This is a genomic window from Micromonospora sp. NPDC049801, assembly GCF_040656575.1.
Taxonomy (GTDB): domain Bacteria; phylum Actinomycetota; class Actinomycetes; order Mycobacteriales; family Micromonosporaceae; genus Micromonospora.
Genome location: NZ_JBFAMS010000018.1, coordinates 82,161 through 98,786 on the forward strand (window position 1 = coordinate 82,161; position 16,626 = coordinate 98,786).

14 protein-coding genes are annotated in these 16,626 nt (G+C 71.9%); 7 read left to right on the plus strand and 7 right to left on the minus strand.

Annotation, left to right across the window (positions count from 1 at the left end; translation table 11 throughout):
* Window positions 1-371: 371 nt before the first annotated feature.
* From AB0I89_RS27995 to AB0I89_RS28005, 3 genes are all read right to left on the minus strand, one after another.
* On the minus strand, window positions 372-2,078 hold the full coding sequence (locus tag AB0I89_RS27995) for a bifunctional metallophosphatase/5'-nucleotidase (protein WP_357132869.1): 1,707 nt from the start codon (window positions 2,076-2,078) through the stop codon (window positions 372-374).
* A 283-nt stretch (window positions 2,079-2,361) separates the two neighbouring features.
* Window positions 2,362-3,015 (minus strand): histone deacetylase, encoded by a 654-nt coding sequence (locus AB0I89_RS28000; RefSeq protein WP_357132871.1) that lies wholly within the window; start codon window positions 3,013-3,015, stop codon window positions 2,362-2,364.
* Between the two features lie 10 nt (window positions 3,016-3,025).
* The gene (locus tag AB0I89_RS28005; RefSeq protein WP_357132873.1) at window positions 3,026-3,805 is read right to left on the minus strand and encodes a phosphodiesterase; all 780 of its coding nucleotides are present in this window, start codon (window positions 3,803-3,805) and stop codon (window positions 3,026-3,028) included.
* A 163-nt stretch (window positions 3,806-3,968) separates the two neighbouring features.
* Between AB0I89_RS28005 and AB0I89_RS28010 the strand changes: the two genes are divergently transcribed.
* Entirely contained in the window at window positions 3,969-5,378 is a 1,410-nt protein-coding gene (locus AB0I89_RS28010; RefSeq protein WP_357132875.1) for a sensor domain-containing diguanylate cyclase, read from the plus strand.
* A 149-nt stretch (window positions 5,379-5,527) separates the two neighbouring features.
* On the opposite strand, the gene AB0I89_RS28015 is transcribed toward AB0I89_RS28010, so the two are convergent.
* Window positions 5,528-6,589 carry an aspartate-semialdehyde dehydrogenase gene (locus tag AB0I89_RS28015; RefSeq protein ID WP_357132877.1) on the minus strand — a complete coding sequence of 354 codons (1,062 nt, stop codon included), beginning with the start codon at window positions 6,587-6,589 and terminating at the stop codon, window positions 5,528-5,530.
* 5 nt (window positions 6,590-6,594) lie between these two features.
* Window positions 6,595-7,860: an aspartate kinase gene (locus AB0I89_RS28020; protein WP_357132879.1), complete on the minus strand. Its 1,266-nt coding sequence runs from the start codon at window positions 7,858-7,860 to the stop codon at window positions 6,595-6,597.
* 268 nt (window positions 7,861-8,128) lie between these two features.
* On the opposite strand from AB0I89_RS28020, the gene AB0I89_RS28025 reads away from it, so the two are divergent.
* Both AB0I89_RS28025 and AB0I89_RS28030 read left to right on the plus strand, forming a co-directional pair.
* Window positions 8,129-8,914, plus strand: a complete 786-nt coding sequence (locus AB0I89_RS28025; protein WP_357132881.1) for a hypothetical protein — start codon at window positions 8,129-8,131, stop codon at window positions 8,912-8,914.
* 84 nt (window positions 8,915-8,998) lie between these two features.
* Window positions 8,999-9,529, plus strand: a complete 531-nt coding sequence (locus tag AB0I89_RS28030) for a nitroreductase family protein (RefSeq protein ID WP_357132883.1) — start codon at window positions 8,999-9,001, stop codon at window positions 9,527-9,529.
* Between the two features lie 46 nt (window positions 9,530-9,575).
* On the opposite strand, the gene AB0I89_RS28035 is transcribed toward AB0I89_RS28030, so the two are convergent.
* Window positions 9,576-10,562, minus strand: coding sequence for a MarR family transcriptional regulator (locus AB0I89_RS28035; RefSeq protein ID WP_357132885.1), 987 nt, complete (start codon window positions 10,560-10,562; stop codon window positions 9,576-9,578).
* Window positions 10,563-10,642: 80 nt separating this feature from the next.
* On the opposite strand from AB0I89_RS28035, the gene AB0I89_RS28040 reads away from it, so the two are divergent.
* Both AB0I89_RS28040 and leuA read left to right on the plus strand, forming a co-directional pair.
* Window positions 10,643-11,914 (plus strand): MFS transporter, encoded by a 1,272-nt coding sequence (locus tag AB0I89_RS28040; protein WP_357132887.1) that lies wholly within the window; start codon window positions 10,643-10,645, stop codon window positions 11,912-11,914.
* 238 nt (window positions 11,915-12,152) lie between these two features.
* Entirely contained in the window at window positions 12,153-13,904 is a 1,752-nt protein-coding gene (gene leuA, locus AB0I89_RS28045) for a 2-isopropylmalate synthase (RefSeq protein ID WP_357132889.1), read from the plus strand.
* Between the two features lie 70 nt (window positions 13,905-13,974).
* Here leuA and AB0I89_RS28050 read toward each other — a convergent pair whose 3' ends face one another.
* A complete protein-coding gene (locus tag AB0I89_RS28050; RefSeq protein WP_357132891.1) occupies window positions 13,975-15,468 on the minus strand; it encodes an MFS transporter in 1,494 nt (497 codons plus the stop codon).
* Between the two features lie 137 nt (window positions 15,469-15,605).
* On the opposite strand from AB0I89_RS28050, the gene AB0I89_RS28055 reads away from it, so the two are divergent.
* Window positions 15,606-16,217 carry an HNH endonuclease family protein gene (locus tag AB0I89_RS28055; protein WP_357132971.1) on the plus strand — a complete coding sequence of 204 codons (612 nt, stop codon included), beginning with the start codon at window positions 15,606-15,608 and terminating at the stop codon, window positions 16,215-16,217.
* Window positions 16,217-16,609 carry a hypothetical protein gene (locus AB0I89_RS28060; RefSeq protein ID WP_357132893.1) on the plus strand — a complete coding sequence of 131 codons (393 nt, stop codon included), beginning with the start codon at window positions 16,217-16,219 and terminating at the stop codon, window positions 16,607-16,609. Before AB0I89_RS28055 ends, AB0I89_RS28060 begins: the two co-directional genes overlap by 1 nt.
* Window positions 16,610-16,626: the final 17 nt, after the last annotated feature.

Sequence of the window (16,626 nt, forward strand, 5' to 3'; positions counted from 1 at the left end):
CCCGGGCCTCCTCGCCCGGCGGGCCGCGCCGCTCGCCTCCGCAAGCACCCCCCGACCCGGCGAGCAACCCGGCGTCCCCGCGCCCGGTGAGACCCCTTCGGCCGCCCCCGCAGCTTCACAGATGCTGCTGCCTCCGCCGCGTCGGAGACGGCAGCATCCCCGATACTGCGCGGATCTTGGCCGCACTCCGCGCTTGATCGTGCTCGATCCTGGATGTAGTGGCATCCCGGCACTCGCAGGCCACTACCTCCATGATCGAGCGTGATCTTGCGGCACAGACCGCGTCCGGCCGCACAGGCAGCGCGGGGCCGCCGGGGAAGGGTCGGGCCCCGGAGCGTCCGCTCCGGGGCCCGACGTCGCGGGGTCGGCCGTCAGGCGGCGGGAACCTCGGCGGTGGTGCGGATTCGGTCGAGCGCCGGGGCGGAGACCGGCGACTGCGCGGTCAGGTACGCCACCAGCGCGTCCAGGTCGATCAGGCCGGTGACCTGGTTGGTGCCGCCGGTGAGGGCGCTGAAGCCGTCGCCGCCGCCGGCCAGGAAGTTGTTCACCGTCACCCGGTAGGTGGCGGCCGGGTCGACGGCGGTGCCGCCGATGGTGAGGCTGCCCCGGACCACGCGGGTGCCGGCGCACGGGTCGGCCGCGGTGCCGGTGGCGCCGGCCGGGTCGACCACGTAGCCGACGGTCGACGACGGGTACAGCGTCCGACCGGTGACGAACTGCTGCTCCAGTACGCAGTAGAGCTGCGCCCCGGTCAGGTCGAGGGTCACCAGGTTGTTGGCGAACGGCTGCACCGTGAACGCCTCCTCGTAGGTGACCGGCCCGGCGTTGAGGTCGGCCCGGACACCACCGGGGTTCATGAAGGCGGCCACCGCGTTCTGTTCGTCGTCGGTGGCGGCGAGCTGCGCGTCGGCGACCAGGTTACCCAGCGGGGATTCGCCCAGGGTCGTACCGAAGAGGGTTTCCTGGGTCTTGGTGATGGCTTCGGTGGTCTCGCCGACCTGGCGGTCCGCGACCGGGCCGAGCACGGTCTTGTAGCGGTCGATCAGGGCGGTCTGCTTCGGGTCCTTGGCGACGTCCCGGGTGACGACCACGTTGTTCGCGGCGGCGGAGATCACGTCACCGCTGCGCCGGTCGATCTTGAGGTCGATGTCGGTGACGAGGCGGCCGAAGGAGCTGGCGCTGGTGACCAGCTTGCCGTTGATGTTGCAGTTGTACGCCTGGTGGGTGTGACCGCTGACCACCACGTCGATCGACGGATCCATCCGGTTGGCGATGTCCACGATGGGCCCGGTCATGCCGACGCAGTCGTTGATGCCACCGGTCGCCGCCTGGGCGCCGCCCTCGTGCAGGAGCACGACGATGGTCTGAACGCCCTTACGGCGCAGCTCACGGGCGTACCGGTTGGCGGTCTCCGCCTCGTCGGCGAAGGTGAGGCCGGCGACGCCCTGCTGGCTGACGATCTGCGGGGTGCCCTCCAGGGTCATCCCGATGAAGCCGACCTTGACGCCCTGCACCTTGTGGATCGCGTACGGCGCCATGAGCGGCTTGCCGGTGGCGGTCTTGAAGGCGTTGGCGGAGAGGTACGTGAAGCCGGCACCCCGGTACGGCGTGCCGTCGGCGCAGCCGTCCACCGGGTGGCAGCCACCGTTCTGGATACGCAGCAGCTCGGCGGCGCCCTCGTCGAACTCGTGGTTGCCGACGCTGGCGTAGTCCAGACCGGCCATGCTCAGCGCCTCGATGGTCGGCTCGTCGTGGAACGCGGCGGAGAGCAGCGGCGACGCGCCGATCAGGTCGCCGGCGGCGACGGTGATGGTGTTCTTCTTCTTCGCGGCGGCCCGCAGGTCGGCCAGGTGGGTCGCGAGGTATTCGACGCCGCCCGCGGTCTGTCCGGCGATGGTGCCGCTGGAGCCGCTCGGGGGTTCGAGGTTGCCGTGGAAGTCGTTGAGGGCCAGCAGGGTGACGTCGACCGGCTTCGGTCGCGCGTCGGCCTGCTCGGGGGTGGTGGCGACCGCGCCGAGCGCTGCCACCGCGAGCGCGGTCAGGCCGACAGCGGCCCGACGCATCCCGGGTACGGACATGGAACTCCTCGTGAGAATCGACGCGTGCGGTACCCGGCCGGTGGGTCGACCGGGCCGCCGACCGACACCGTCGGAGAGGGTCGGTCACGGTTGGGAATCGCCTCCCGCCCGGACAGCCTCTCATCCGGACGCCGGCCGGTCGAGTCGAGCGACGGATCGCGACCGACGCGTCGGGCTGAGCGTGAGAGCTGCGGAAATGCCCATCGTCGGACCAGGCCCACGTGTCGAACAATCGATGACCGGTGGCGGAACAACGTCGGTCGAAGGTCCAGAGGGGACGGAATCAGCCGACCGCGGTGAGCGCTTCGGCGACCACTGTGGCGACCGCCTCGGGCCGCCAGCCGTCGACGACCCCGGGTCGCCGCGCCAGGTAGTCGACGATCCGCTCAGCCGGCCAACCGTGTGACTCGTGCAGCCCTTGGGCGATCATCCGCAGGTAGGCGGGTGCCGGTGGCCGGTGCGGCACGGCGGACGCCGGTTCGGGCGCGGTGAAGGTGAGCATCGGGATGCCGGCACGCCGACCGGGGCAGACGAGGGTTTCGTAGCGCCCCGGACCGAGCGTCGCCTGGCCGTGGGCGACGGCCGCGTCGATGGCCGCGCCGGTCGCCGGGAGCAGGTCGGCGGTGTCGCCCGGCGGGCGGTACATCTCCTGCGCGGCGATGTCGGTGAACTGGTCGATGGTCACCAGGTAGGCCCGCGCGGCAGCCTCGCCCGGCAGCCGCGGGTCGTAGAACGCCATGCCGCCGGTCCACGCGCCGGACTCACCGGCGAAGTAGATCCCGCCGGGCATCCAGACCGGCGCCGACCGGCTCGGAGGACGGGTGTCGCGGCAACCCGGGTACGTCCGTCGGCCGCCGGGTGGACAGCCGCCGCCGATGTACCAGGCCAGCCTGGCGGCGTGCATGTTCGACCCGTACGCGACGTACCAGACGAGCACGGCGGCGACCTCAGAAGCCGCAGGTCTGCCCGGCCGAGTGGCTGACCTGGACGGTGTGCGTCACACAGCCGTCCGGCTCGATCCGGTGCAGCAGGAAGGCGCTCGGCTCGGCGACCCAGCCGATCACCTCGTCCGTGGCCATGGTGAGGGTGCTCTGCTTCCAGGTGCTGGGCGCCACGGTGAGCACGGTGCCCGCGTACCCGGTGGTGACCGTGCGGTGCAGGTGCCCGGCGGCGACCCGCACGACGTGCCGGTGCCGGCCGATCACCTCGGCCAGCGCGGGCCCGTCGGCGAGCCGGATGGCGTCGGCCGCGGGGATGCCGACCGCGACCGGCGGGTGGTGCAGGCAGAGGATGGCGGGCACCTCCGGACGGCCCGCGAGAACCCCGTCGAGCCAGCCGAGCTGCTCCTCGCCGAGCTGGCCGGCGTCGCTGCCGGGGACGAGCGAGTCGAGCACCACGATGGTCGCCGCCTCGTGGTCGACGTGGTAGTACGCGGAGAACCCGTTCCCGAGCCAGGGCGTGCCACCGAACGCGTCGAGCAGCGACTCGCGGTCGTCGTGGTTGCCGGTGGTCAGGTAGATCGGCAGTGGGAACCGCCCGATCAACTCGCGCAGCGCCGCGTACTCGTCGGGTCGGCCGTGGTCGGCCAGGTCGCCGGTGATGACCACGCAGTCCGGTCGCGGGTTCAGGGCGAGCACGCGGCCGAGCGCCCGGTGCAGCCCGGCGGCGGGCTCGGCGGCGAGCAGACCGGTGGTCAGGTGCGGGTCGCTGATCTGCGCGATGAGCATCGGCTCGCCTCCAGGACGTCGGGACCCCCACGCTATCGCCCGGCACCTTACCCACAGGCCCGTCCACAGCCTGTGGATAGCACATGTGTACGAAGCCGGAAGCCCTTCCGGAAAACGTGAGTACGCTTGCTCCAGCCCCTCCCCTACCTGGAACGACGTGCGAGTGGATCATCAGCGAGTCATCCGTGACGTCAGCGTCCGCCTGTCGATGGCGTCCAGCGCGCCGGAAGCCTGTCGGTGGACGGTCAGCGCACTGTCCCACCACACCCCGGCCACCATCTCGGTGCTGCTCGAGGCCCACGACCGGCTGCGGTGCGTGGCGGCGACCGGCGCGTGGCAGGTCTTCGCGACCGTACCGGCGCGCACCGGGATCGTCGGCCGGGTGTACGCCACCGGCACCGCCGCCGCGGTCCCGGACGTCACCGTCGACCCGGACTACCTACCGGTACGCCCCGACGTCACGACCGAGCTGTGCGTTCCGGTACGCGACCCGGGCGGCCGGGTGATCGGCGTACTGGACCTGCAGTGGAGTGACCCGGTCGACCTGCGGCCCTGGCGGGAGACCGCGCAGCGGCTGGCGGCCCGGCTCGGCGCGCGGATCGCCGCGCTGGGCGGCCCGCCGTCCGAGAGCCGCAGCGAGAAGCTGCTCCGGCACGCCGCGGCACTGTCCGCCGCCCCCACCGAGGCGGCCGTGATCAGCGCGGCGACCGAGGCCGCCCGGGAGGTGTCCACCCTCTCCACCGCGGTGCTGGTGATCGGCGGCCAGCTCGGCCCGTCCCCGGCGACCCCGGGTGACCTGGAGACCCGGATCCGTGCCGAGCTGGCCGGCGCGGGCCCGGCCGCCCTGGACCGGATCGTCGAACGGGCACACCGCTACGGCGCCGGATACACGCTGGGCGAGGCCGGGCATCCCCCGACCGAGGACTATCGACCGCTGACCCGGGCGGGGGTACGCACGCTTGTCGCCGTGCCGGTCGGGCCGGCGGACGCCGACGGAGTGCTGCTGGTCGCCGACGGCCGCGCCCTGCACCCGGACCCCACCACGGTCAGCCTCATGGAGCTGCTCGCCGGGCAGGCGTGGACCAGCCTGGACCGCCTGCGTACGCTCGTCCGGCTGCGTGAGCAGGCCAGCTCCGACCCGCTCACCGGGCTGCGGCACACCGGCCCGTTCGGGCAACGGATCGCGGCGGCCACCCCGGGGCGTACGGCCCTGCTGGCGATCGACGTGGACGGCTTCAAGACGGTCAACGACACGTACGGGCACCAGGCCGGCGACCAGGTGCTGGTCGGGTTGGCGCGGGCGCTGGAGGGCGCGCTGCGGCACGGCGACGAGCTGTACCGGATCGGCGGTGACGAGTTCGTCGCGGTGATCGAGGTGAGTCGCCCGGAGGAGGCGGTCCGGATCGCCGAGCGGTTGGCCGAGGCGGCCCGCCGTACCGGCCGCACGATCAGTGTGGGCGTCGCGCTCCCCCGCCCCGGCGAAACCCCCGACCGCACCCTGAAAAGAGCCGACCAGGCCCTCTACGCGGTAAAACGCCAAGGCCGAGACGGAGTCCACCTAGCGGCGGCCTAACCCCCACCCCCAGGCCCCGCTGGAGTGCGTCGATCTTGCACTCTCGGTTGCCGTTTTGTCACCTTCACGCCTTATGCGGCGACAGAAAGTGCAAGATCGACGCGGCGGGGAGCGCGGGGCCGGGGCCGGGGCAGCGCGGAGCGCGGGGGTTAGGGGGTGCGGAGTTCTTTGGCTAGGAGTTCGGCTATCTGGGCGGTGTTGAGGGCTGCGCCCTTGCGGAGGTTGTCGCCGGTGACGAAGAAGTCGAGGGCGCGGGGGTCGTCCAGGGCACGGCGGATCCGGCCGACCCAGCTCGGGTCGGTGCCGACCGCGTCGATCGGCATCGGGAACTCACCCGCTGCGGGGTCGTCGACCACGATCACGCCGGGCGCGTTGCGCAGCGCCTCGCGGGCACCCTCGGCGTCGACCTCGGTGGCGAAGACGGCGTGTACGGCCACCGAGTGGGCGGTGACCACCGGCACCCGGACGCAGGTGGAGCTGACCTTGAGATCGGGCAGGCCGAGGATCTTCCGCGACTCGTTGCGGATCTTCATCTCCTCCGAGGACCAGCCGCCGTCGGCCGACGAGCCCGCCCAGGGCACCACGTTGAGCGCCAGCGGCGCCGGGAACGGGCCGAGGTCGTCGCCGACCGCCTGGCGGACGTCGCCGGTGCGTGAGCCGAGCGCCCGATCGCCGGCGACCTTGGCGAGCTGGTCGTGCAGGATGTCCACACCGGCCTGGCCGGCCCCGGAGACCGCCTGGTAGGAGGCGAGCACCAGCTCCCGCAGGCCGTACTCGCGGTGCAGCGGCGCGATCGCGATGATCATCGCGAGGGTGGTGCAGTTGGCGTTGGCGATGATGCCCCGGGGCCGGTTGCGGACCTGTTCGGGGTTGATCTCCGGGACGACCAGCGGGACGTCCCGGTCCATCCGGAACGCGCCGGAGTTGTCCACCGCGATCGCGCCTCGCTCGACCGCGATCGGGGCCCATTCGGCGGAGACCTCGTCGGGCACGTCGAACATCGCCACGTGGACCCCGTCGAACGCCTCCGGGGTCAGCGCCTGGACGACCATCTCCTCGCCCCGGCAGCGCACCCGCTTGCCGACCGACCGCTCGGAGGCGAGGAGTCGGATCTCGCCCCAGACGTTGCGACGCCCGGTGAGCAGCTCGCACATCACGGTGCCGACGGCACCTGTCGCTCCGACCACGGCGAGGGTGGGCAGCGCCGTCATCGGCGCTACCTACCCGTCCCGGCGTAGACCACGGCTTCGGTGTCGCCACCCAGCTCGAACTGGTCGTGGATGGCGCGGACGGCGGCGTCGAGGTCGGTGTCCCGGCAGACCACGGAGACCCGGATCTCGGAAGTGGAGATCATCTCGATGTTGACCCCGGCGGCGCCGAGCGCGGCGAAGAAACCGGCGGCCACGCCGGGGTGCGAGCGCATGCCGGCGCCGATCAGCGAGACCTTGCCGACGTGGTCGTCGTAGAGCAGGCCCTTGAACTTGACCGGCTCCTGGATCTTGCTGAGGGCGGCCATCGCGGTCGGACCGTCGGCCTTGGGCAGGGTGAACGAGATGTCCGTACGGCCGGTGCCCTCGGTGGAGACGTTCTGCACGATCATGTCGATGTTGATCTCGGCGTCGGCGACGGTGTCGAAGATCCGCGCGGCGGCACCCGGCTCGTCGGGTACGCCGACGATCGTGATCTTGGCCTCGCTGCGGTCGTGCGCGACCCCGGTGATCAGTGCCTGCTCCACGGAAAGGTCCTCCATCGATCCGGTGACCATCGTGCCGGTGTTGGTCGAGTATGACGAACGGACGTGGATCGGCAACCCCGCCCGGCGGGCGTATTCCACGCTACGCAGGTGCAGCACCTTCGCGCCGCACGCGGCCAGCTCCAACATCTCCTCGTAGGTGATGTCCCGGATGTGCCGGGCGTTGGGCACGATCCGCGGGTCGGCGGTGAAGACGCCGTCCACGTCGGTGTAGATCTCGCAGACGTCGGCGTGCAGGGCGGCGGCGAGCGCCACGGCGGTGGTGTCCGAACCGCCCCGGCCCAGCGTGGTGACGTCCTTGGTGTCTTGCGAGACGCCCTGGAAGCCGGCCACGATGACCACCGAGCCCTCGTCGAGCGCGCCCTTGAGCCGCCCCGGCGTGACGTCGATGATCCGGGCGCGGCCGTGCACCGAGGTGGTGATCACGCCGGCCTGCGAGCCGGTGAACGAGCGGGCCTCGTACCCCAGGTTGTGGATGGCCATGGCCAGCAGGGCCATGGAGATCCGCTCCCCGGCGGTGAGCAGCATGTCCAGCTCGCGGCCCGGCGGCAGCGGGCTGACCTGGTTGGCCAGGTCGAGCAGCTCGTCGGTGGTGTCCCCCATCGCGGAGACCACCACCACGACGTCGTCGCCGGCCTTGCGGGCGGCGACGATGCGCTCCGCCACCCGCTTGATCCGCTCGGCGTTGGCGACGGAGGACCCGCCGTACTTCTGCACCACGAGTGCCACGACGGTGCACTCCCTCCCAGCGACCCTGAGCGTGCCGACGCCGCCGGAACCGGGGCCGGCGGCGCGTGTCAGACCCCCTGAGCGTATCCGGCGGGTCACGGCGGCGGGTCGGGTGATCCCACCATCCGGCCCGCGCGGCCGTCCGGCCGACGCGCTTGGCCAGGTCCGCAAGAGGCCAGGGGTACGCGGACAAACTGCTCCGACACGCCGGGAGGCGGCCACCGTGCGCCGTTGCCCGCAGGTGCCCCGCACCCACCAGAATGGGCCGGTGCCCGTCCTCCTCCGCCCGGCCGGCCGCGTGCTCGGACCGCTCGTGCTCGCTCTGCCGGTAGCCCTGGTCGCCTGCGACAGCGCCCAGCCCCCGCCTCCACCGCCGGCCGATCCCGGCCCGGTCCAGGTGGAGGGCACCCGTGACGAGTTGGCCGCCCTGGCCGCCGCCGCCCAGGATCGCCACCTGGTGGCGCGGTACGTGTTCAGCCGGAGTGGTCAGCCCGACCGCACCATCGTGTTCACCAGCGCGAACGACGGCAGTTGGCGGGTCGACGTGCCGGGTGGGGCGCTCGGCGGCACCGCCGACGTCTCGCTCGCCGCCACCTCCGACGGGCTGTTCCAGTGCGCCCTGCCCTCGACGGGCCACCCGGAGCCGGCGCGCTGCGTACGCCTCGGCGACCGCGACGACGCCATCCCACGCCGGTTGGATCCCCGGATCCAGCATCCGCTCACCGACTGGTTGGACGTGTTGACGGACCGACGCGCGCCGCTCGCGGTGGCCGCTGCCACCACGCCGAACGGCCTGACCGGTGCCTGCTACTCGGTCGACTCCACCTCGGCCTCGCTGAACGCGCCGCTGGACGTCGGCATCTACTGCTACGACCCGGACGGCACGCCGACCGGTGCCCGGACCGATGCCGGAACGCTGCGACTGGCCGCCCCGCCGGGCGCGGCACCCGCCACCGTGCAGTTGGCGGGGCCGGTCGTCGACGCGGAACCGTTGGACACCGCGGCCCCGCCGACTCCCGATCCGTCAGTCAGCCCGAGCGCGGGAACGTCCTGATCTTCGTACCGTTACGGGTGCTCTTGCCCACATCTCCGCAGCCCACTTTCCGCCGCTAAACGCCCATACGGGACGATTGCCGGCATGGCTGACCTGACCCCTCTCCTCGCCTTCCGCTGGAGCCCCAGGGCCTTCGACCCGAGCGCCACCCTGACGCCGCAGGAGGCGGCATCGCTGCTGGAGGCCGCGCGGTGGGCACCGTCGACGGACAACGGGCAGCCCTGGCGGTTCGCCCTCGGGCACCGGGACGACGACAACTTCAAGCGCATCCTGATCAACCTCCCGGACGGCGACCAGTGCTGGGCCCGGCACGCCGCGACCCTGGTCGTCGGCGCGCACACCGGCGGCGACACCGAGCGGGCCGCGTACGACCTCGGTCAGGCGATCGCCCACCTGACTCTGCAGGCCACCGCCCTGGGCCTGCACGTACGCCAGCTCACCCGGTTCGACCGGGCCGGCCTCGCCACCGAACTCGACCTGCCCGGCGGCATCCGACCGCTGGTGGTCGCCGCCGTCGGGCGACTCGGCGACCCGTTCGCCCTGCCGGCGGAGCTGCGCGCCAGCGAGACCGGCCTGCGGCACCGCCGCCCGGTCGTCGATCTGTTGCTCGCCTAGCGCTGTTCCCGGAGGGCGGCCGAGCCGAGGCGGGCCGACCCTGACGTCAGCCGCCCCGACTGGCGCGGAGCAGCACCGCAGCCGCGTCGGTGTTGCGGTAGAGGACGTGCCGACCCTGTCGAGCGCGGTCGACCAGGCCGGCGGCGTGCAGCGCGGTCAGGTGCGCCGAGACGTTCCCGGCGGACATCCCGGTACGTCGGGCCAGGTCGGTGGTGGTGGACGCGGTGTCGAGCAGGTACAGCAGCGCGGCCCGGCCGGAGCCGACCACCCGGGCCAACGGGTCGCCGGGCGGCGGCGCGGCCGTCTCCCAGAGCGTCCCGACCGCCCGGACCGGATACGCGGCCGCCGGCAGCGAGTCCTCCAGCAGGTTCCACAGCACCCGCCGCTCGGAGAACACCGTCGGGTTCAGCGCCAACCCCCGGTCCCGCAGGTCGAAGTCGCGCTCGAACGGGTCGTCGCTGACCACCCGGTCGCCGAGCCAACGCAGGCTCGGGTGGAGCTGCTCGAAGAACCGACCGGCGCCGCTCTCGGCGAGCTGGGCGGCGCGGTACGCCACGTCGGCGTCGAGCAGCGCCCGCATCCGCGACCAGTCCGGGGCGATCGCCTCGTCGTACCAGACCCGCATCGCGTCGACGAGCTGCGGCAACAGCCCGCGGGGGTCGGCGAGCAGCGCCTGCCCGAACGAGCTCAGCGGTCGTCGCCCGATGGTCGACAGCAGGTCCTGGACGACCACGGCCGGCGGCGTCGCGGCGATCTGGTCGAGCTGGTCGGCCACCTCCACGTTCGGGCGGGCGGCCGGGGTGATGAAGTCGGGCAACGGGCAACCGCGCCAGGTCAGCTCCGTCAGGGGTCGGACCCGGGCGGCGACCTCGGGACGACGCAGGGTCACCCGAGCACGGTCGATCCAGGGCAGGTGCACCGCATAGCGGACCGGGCTGGCCAGCGCCCACATGCTCATGACCGTCTCGTTGGCCGGCGACACGGCGAGCCGCACGCCCGCCACGTCGGCCAGACTGAACCGCAGCTCGGACACACGCCCTCCCCCGGGAGCAGGATTCGGTTCAGCCTAAAAGGCTCGACCGCCGTTGTGGGCACCCGGTTCACTTCCCGCCCATGGGGGCCAGAGAGAGCATTCGTACCGCCGTCGTGAACGTCGTACCGCCGGCCGGGTTGACCCGCGCGTTGGCCGTGCAGGCCATGGTCTACGCCGTCGGCAGCGGCCTGTTCCACGCCGGCAGCGCCGTCTTCTTCACCCGCGCGCTGGGGCTCAGCGCCGCCCAGGTCGGCCTGGGCCTGTCCATCTCGGCGGGGGTGTCGCTACTCGGCACGGTGCCGCTGGGCGGGCTCACCGACCGGTTCGGGCCGCAGCGGGTCTGGGTGGTCGGGCTGGTGCTGGACGCGGCGCTCTTCGCGTCGTACCCGTTCGTGGGCGGCTTCGCGAGCTTCCTCGCCGTGGTGGTGGCGCTGGCAATGGTGGACGCGTCGACCGGCGTGGCCCGCCAGGTCTACTCGATCAACGCGCTCCCGCCGGCCGAACGGGTCACCGCGATGGCGTACCAGCGGTCGTCGTTGAACGTGGGTTTCGGGCTGGGCGCGGTGATCAGCGGCCTGGTGCTGGCGGTGGACACGATCGAGGCGTACCGGGGGATGGTCTGGTTCATCTCGGCGGTCTTCCTGGTCACGGCCCTGTTCGTGCGGCGACTGCCCAAGCTGCCGCCGGTGGCCCGCCCGACCGAGCCGATGGGTCGGCTGGCGGTGCTGCGGGACCGGCCGTTCATGGCGGTGTCCCTGCTGTCCGGGCTGCTCACCGCGCACGGGGTGCTCTATCTGACCGTGCTGCCGCTCTGGATCCTCACCCACACCGACGCCCCGAAGACGGTGATCGCCGCCCTGGTTCTGCTCAACACGCTCCTGATCGTGCTGCTCCAGGTACGCGTCAGCCGGGGCGCCGACACCGCTGGCGGCGCGGCGCGGGCCTCCCGTCGTGGGGGTCTGCTGATCGCCGTCTCCTGCCTGGTCCTGCCGATCTCCGGGATCACCCGGGGGCTGCTCACCGTCGTGGTGCTGGTGGCCGCCGCGATCCTGCTGATCCTGGCCGAGCTGATCCAGTCGGCGGGCGCCTGGGGGTTCACCGCCACCCTGCCGCCAACCGACCAACGCGGCGCGTACGTGGGGGCGCTGCGGCTCGGCGAGCAGGTGCAGTACCTGATCGCCCCGGCCGGGTTGACCGCGCTCGCGGTCAGCACCGGCGGGTGGGGTTGGTTACCGACGGCAGCGATCTTCGTGCTGCTCGCAGTGGCGATCGTGCCCGCCGTGACCTGGACCGAACGGACGCCCAGGCTGGGTTCCCAGGCCCCGGAGCCGACCATGACATCGATCCCATAGTCCGGACCAGCCTTTGCACCCCCCGTTCCATCACGTAGGGTGACCTGGTCATGTGGCGGGCGCTTCTTCTTCTTAGCCGCCGCGACGAGGCCTGACCGGCCGGCACCTCGTCGCGGAGTCGCATCGCGCCGTCCAGCACATCTGAGTTTCCTCTCGGCACCGCCGCGCACCGCCGCCCGGCAATCCGCCGACACCTTCCGATCTGCTGACGCCACATGTTCCCAGGGAGCACTCCGAGATGGCTCAACCTGTCACCGACGCCGAGACCGATCCGATCGCCCGGCAACGCCCCAGCCGGATGCCGTACCACCGCTACCAGCCGTACCGGGAGCAGTTCCGGGTCGACCTGCCGGACCGCAGCTGGCCCACCCGCACCGTCGACGCCGCGCCGCGCTGGTGCGCGGTGGACCTGCGCGACGGCAACCAGGCGCTGATCGACCCGATGTCGCCCGAGCGCAAGCGGCGGATGTTCCAGCTGCTGGTGCAGATGGGCTACAAGGAGATCGAGGTCGGCTTCCCGTCGGCCAGCCAGACCGACTTCGACTTCGTCCGGCAGCTCATCGAGCAGGACATGATCCCGGACGACGTCACCATCCAGGTGCTCACGCAGTGCCGGGAGCACCTGATCGAACGGACCTTCGAGTCGCTGCGCGGCGCGAAGCGGGCCATCGTGCACTTCTACAACTCGACCTCGACGCTCCAGCGGCGGGTGGTCTTCGGTCTGGACCGCGACGGCATCGCCGACATCGCCACCACTGGCGCGCGGCTCTGCCAGAAGTACGCGGAGATCCACACCCCGGACACCGAGATCTTCTACGAGTACTCGCCGGAGTCGTACACGGGCACCGAGCTGGAGTACGCGCTGGAGGTCTGCAGCAAGGTCATCGACGTGATCGACCCGACGCCCGACCGCCCGCTGATCATCAACCTGCCGGCCACCGTCGAGATGGCCACCCCGAACGTGTACGCGGACTCGATCGAGTGGATGCACCGGCACCTGCCGCGCCGCGACAGCGTCGTGCTGAGCCTGCACCCGCACAACGACCGGGGCACCGGTGTGGCCGCCGCCGAGCTGGGCCTGCTGGCGGGCGCGGACCGCATCGAGGGCTGCCTGTTCGGCAACGGCGAGCGCACCGGCAACGTGGACCTGGTGACGCTGGGGCTCAACCTCTTCTCCCAGGGCATCGACCCGATGATCGACTTCTCGCACATCGACGAGATCCGCCGGGCGGTCGAGTACTGCAACCAACTGCCGGTGCACGAGCGCCACCCGTACGCGGGTGACCTGGTCTACACGGCGTTCTCCGGCTCCCACCAGGACGCCATCAAGAAGGGCTTCGAGGCCCTGGCCGCCGACGCGAAGGCCGCCGGTGTACCGGTCGACGAGCACACCTGGGCGGTCCCGTACCTGCCCATCGACCCGAAGGACCTGGGCCGCACCTACGAGGCGGTCATCCGGGTCAACTCGCAGTCCGGCAAGGGCGGCGTCGCGTACATCATGAAGAGCGAGCACCAGCTCGACCTGCCGCGCCGGCTCCAGATCGAGTTCTCCGGCGTCGTGCAGCAGGTCACCGACCACGACGGCGGCGAGGTCGACCCGGCCGCCATGTGGGAGATCTTCGCGACGCACTACCTGCTCGACCACCAGCCGGATCCGGCGGTCCGGTTCACCGGCTACACGATCGGCACCGCCGACGGCAAGGTCGAGATCGAGGCCCAGGTCGGTGTCGGTGGCGAGCGGCGGTCGCTCACCGCGATCGGCAACGGCCCCATCGACGCGTACGTCAACGCGCTCCAGGCGGTCGGCGTGGGCGTCCGGGTGCTCGACTACCACGAGCACGCGCTGTCCTCCGGCGGTGACGCGCAGGCCGCCGCGTACGTGGAGTGTGAGGTGGACGGTCGGACGGTCTGGGGTGTCGGCACCGACGCCAACATCGTGACGGCCTCGATCAAGGCGGTCACCAGCGCCGTCAACCGCGCCCGCCGCTGAGATGTAAGGAAGGGCCCCTTGTTAGCGCCTAGGCGCTAACAAGGGGCCCTTCCTTACATCGGGGCGTTGCTCATCGCGGGGGCGTGGCGGCGGGCATCGAGTGGCAGGGCTGCGACGGTGGGGCCTCCCGGGGTGGCCGGTGCACCAGCACGAGGGCCAGCACCGCGCCGGCCAGCAGTAGCCCCGCGCACCAGGCCAGCGCTGCCCGGAACGCGTCGGTCAGCTCGGCCTTCTGCTCGTAGCCGCCACCGGACAGGCCCACCAGCAGCGGCAGCGCGGCCACGGCGAGCAGACCACCGGCCCGGGACGCGGCGTTGTTGAAGCCGCTCGCAACCCCGGAGAACCGATCCTGCACGGCCGCGAGCACCGACGCGGTCAGCGGCGCCACCACCAGGGTCAGTCCGAGGCCGAAGAGCAGCACCCCGGGCAGCACGTCGGTCCAGTAGGACGCGCCTGGGCCGACGCCGCGCAGCAGCAGCAGGCCGATGGCGGCGATCACCGGGCCCACGGCCAGTGGCAGCCGGGGACCGATCCGGGCCGACATCGCACCGGCCCGGGCCGAGCCGACGAGCAGCAGCACCGTCATCGGCAGCAGCGCGATCCCGGTCCGGAACGCCGACCACTCGACGACGTTCTGCAGGTAGACGGCGAAGAAGAAGGTGAACCCGCCGAGCGCGGCGTAGACCACCACGGTGAAGACGTTCAGGACGGCGAAGAGCCGGCTGCTGAACAGCCCGGTGGGCAGCATCGCGGTGTCCCCGCGCCGCCGTTCCAGCAGCACGAAGGTCACCGCGGCCACCACACCGACCAGCGCGGCGATCACCACCGGCGCCGAGGCGAAGCCGCGAGCGGGCGCGTCGATCAGGGCGTACGTGACGCCGGCGAGCGCCAGTGCGCCGAGCACCGCCCCGGCCACGTCGAAGCGGCGGCGCGTACGGCCCGGCCCGTGGGTGCGGGAGGCGTTCTCGTCGCGACTCTCCGGCACCCAACGCAGCGCGGCCAGCACGACCAGGACGGCGATCGGCAGGTTGAGGAAGAAGATCCACCGCCACGAGAGGGTGTCGATCAGCCAGCCGCCGATGAACGGCCCCAACGCCGTGGACACTCCGGACAGTCCGGCCCACGCGCCGATCGCCCGACCCCGGTCGTCGGGGTGGAAGCTGGCCTGGAGCACCGAGAGCGAACCGGGCGTGAGGAGCGCTCCGCCCGCGCCCTGCACGATCCGGGCCGCGATGAGGGTGCCGGTGCCCTGGGCGAGCCCGCACAGCACCGACGCGGCGGTGAACCAGAACACGCCAATGAGGAACACCCGCCGCCGACCGAAGCGGTCCCCGAGCGACCCGCCGAGCAGCACGAACGCCGCGAGCGTCAACAGATACCCGTTGATGGTCCACTGAAGATCGGCGACGTTGGCCCCGAGGTCCTGGCCGAGTTTCGGCAACGCCACGTTGACGACCGTGGTGTCCAGGAAGACCATGCCGGAGGCGAGCACCGCGGCGAGCAGGGTTCCCCGGCCGGCGGCGGTGCCCATCCGCAGTGCGGGCGACGGTACGGAGGAGGTCATCCCACCAATCTTGCTTGCACATTGTGGGAGACGCCACGAAACGCCGAAACCGTCCCCGGGTACTGTGCGCAAGCGCCGGGAGCCCGCAAGCTGGAGAGGTGTCGTCTGTGCGTACCAGATCAGGACCGCGTGCGTCGATGGCCGCGCTCGTCGCGGCGCTGGCGCTCGTCATGGCCGGCTGCGTCCCACCCGAGGAGGCGGAGACCACGCCGACGCCGGGTGGCGGCGGTAACGCCGTCGAACAGTTGGGCCAGTTGACCGTCGCCACCGCTGGCTCGATGAAGGGCTACAGCCGGGAGCGCTTCCCACACTGGCGGGACACCGGCAAGAACTGCGACGTGCGGGACTCGATCCTGCAACGCGACGGCAAGGACGTGAAACTCTCCGGCTGCAACGTGGTCGGGGGTCGCTGGGAGAGCGTGTACGACGGCCGCAGCGCGACCGATCCCTCCCAGGTGGACATCGACCACACGGTGCCGTTGGCCAACGCGTGGCGCTCCGGCGCCGACGAGTGGGACAACGCCAAGCGTGGCGACTTCGCCAACGACACCACACGTCCGCAGCTCATCGCGGTTTCCGCGTCCTCCAATCGGGCAAAGGGTGACCAGGATCCGTCCCAGTGGAAGCCGGCGAACCGGTCGTACTGGTGCCAGTACGCCAAGGACTGGGTGACGGTGAAGCACTACTGGAAGCTGACGGTGACCAGTGCCGAGAAATCCGCGCTGACCGACATGCTGGAGGGCTGCTGATGAGCGAGGAACCTGCGACAGAGGCCAAGGCGAACGCGGACACGGCCCCGTCCGCGGCCGGGATGACCGCGGACGGCACCGGCGACACCCCGGCCGCGGTGCCGGGGGCCGGCATGGTCGCGGACTCGACCGGCGCCAGTGCCCCGCAGAGCCGGACCGCCGACATCGTGCCCGGCCCGGGTGGGGTGATGACCGACGAGGTCGGCGTCGTCACCGGGGAGCTGACCCTGCGCACCGAGTACGCGGACGGCAAGGTCACGCTGCGGGTGCAGTACAAGGACGCGGACGAGTGGTACGTGGTGACCGGCGGGCTGGTCGCGCTGCCCGATCCGGCAGGGCTGGACGCGGTGCACGCCGTGGCGGTTGCCCTGCTGAACCGCCCCGAGGGCTGACAGCCCGTACGCCGGTC

Bases quoted from the DNA above. Each gene is read 5' to 3' on its own strand.
- AB0I89_RS28040 (WP_357132887.1), top strand. From the start codon at position 10,643: ATGGGGGCCAGAGAGAGCATTCGTACCGCCGTCGTGAACGTCGTACCG.
- AB0I89_RS27995 (WP_357132869.1), bottom strand. From the start codon at position 2,078: ATGTCCGTACCCGGGATGCGTCGGGCCGCTGTCGGCCTGACCGCGCTC.
- AB0I89_RS28005 (WP_357132873.1), bottom strand. From the start codon at position 3,805: ATGCTCATCGCGCAGATCAGCGACCCGCACCTGACCACCGGTCTGCTC.
- AB0I89_RS28060 (WP_357132893.1), top strand. From the start codon at position 16,217: ATGAGCGAGGAACCTGCGACAGAGGCCAAGGCGAACGCGGACACGGCC.
- AB0I89_RS28055 (WP_357132971.1), top strand. From the start codon at position 15,606: ATGGCCGCGCTCGTCGCGGCGCTGGCGCTCGTCATGGCCGGCTGCGTC.
- leuA (WP_357132889.1), top strand. From the start codon at position 12,153: ATGGCTCAACCTGTCACCGACGCCGAGACCGATCCGATCGCCCGGCAA.
- AB0I89_RS28030 (WP_357132883.1), top strand. From the start codon at position 8,999: ATGGCTGACCTGACCCCTCTCCTCGCCTTCCGCTGGAGCCCCAGGGCC.
- AB0I89_RS28050 (WP_357132891.1), bottom strand. From the start codon at position 15,468: ATGACCTCCTCCGTACCGTCGCCCGCACTGCGGATGGGCACCGCCGCC.
- AB0I89_RS28015 (WP_357132877.1), bottom strand. From the start codon at position 6,589: ATGACGGCGCTGCCCACCCTCGCCGTGGTCGGAGCGACAGGTGCCGTC.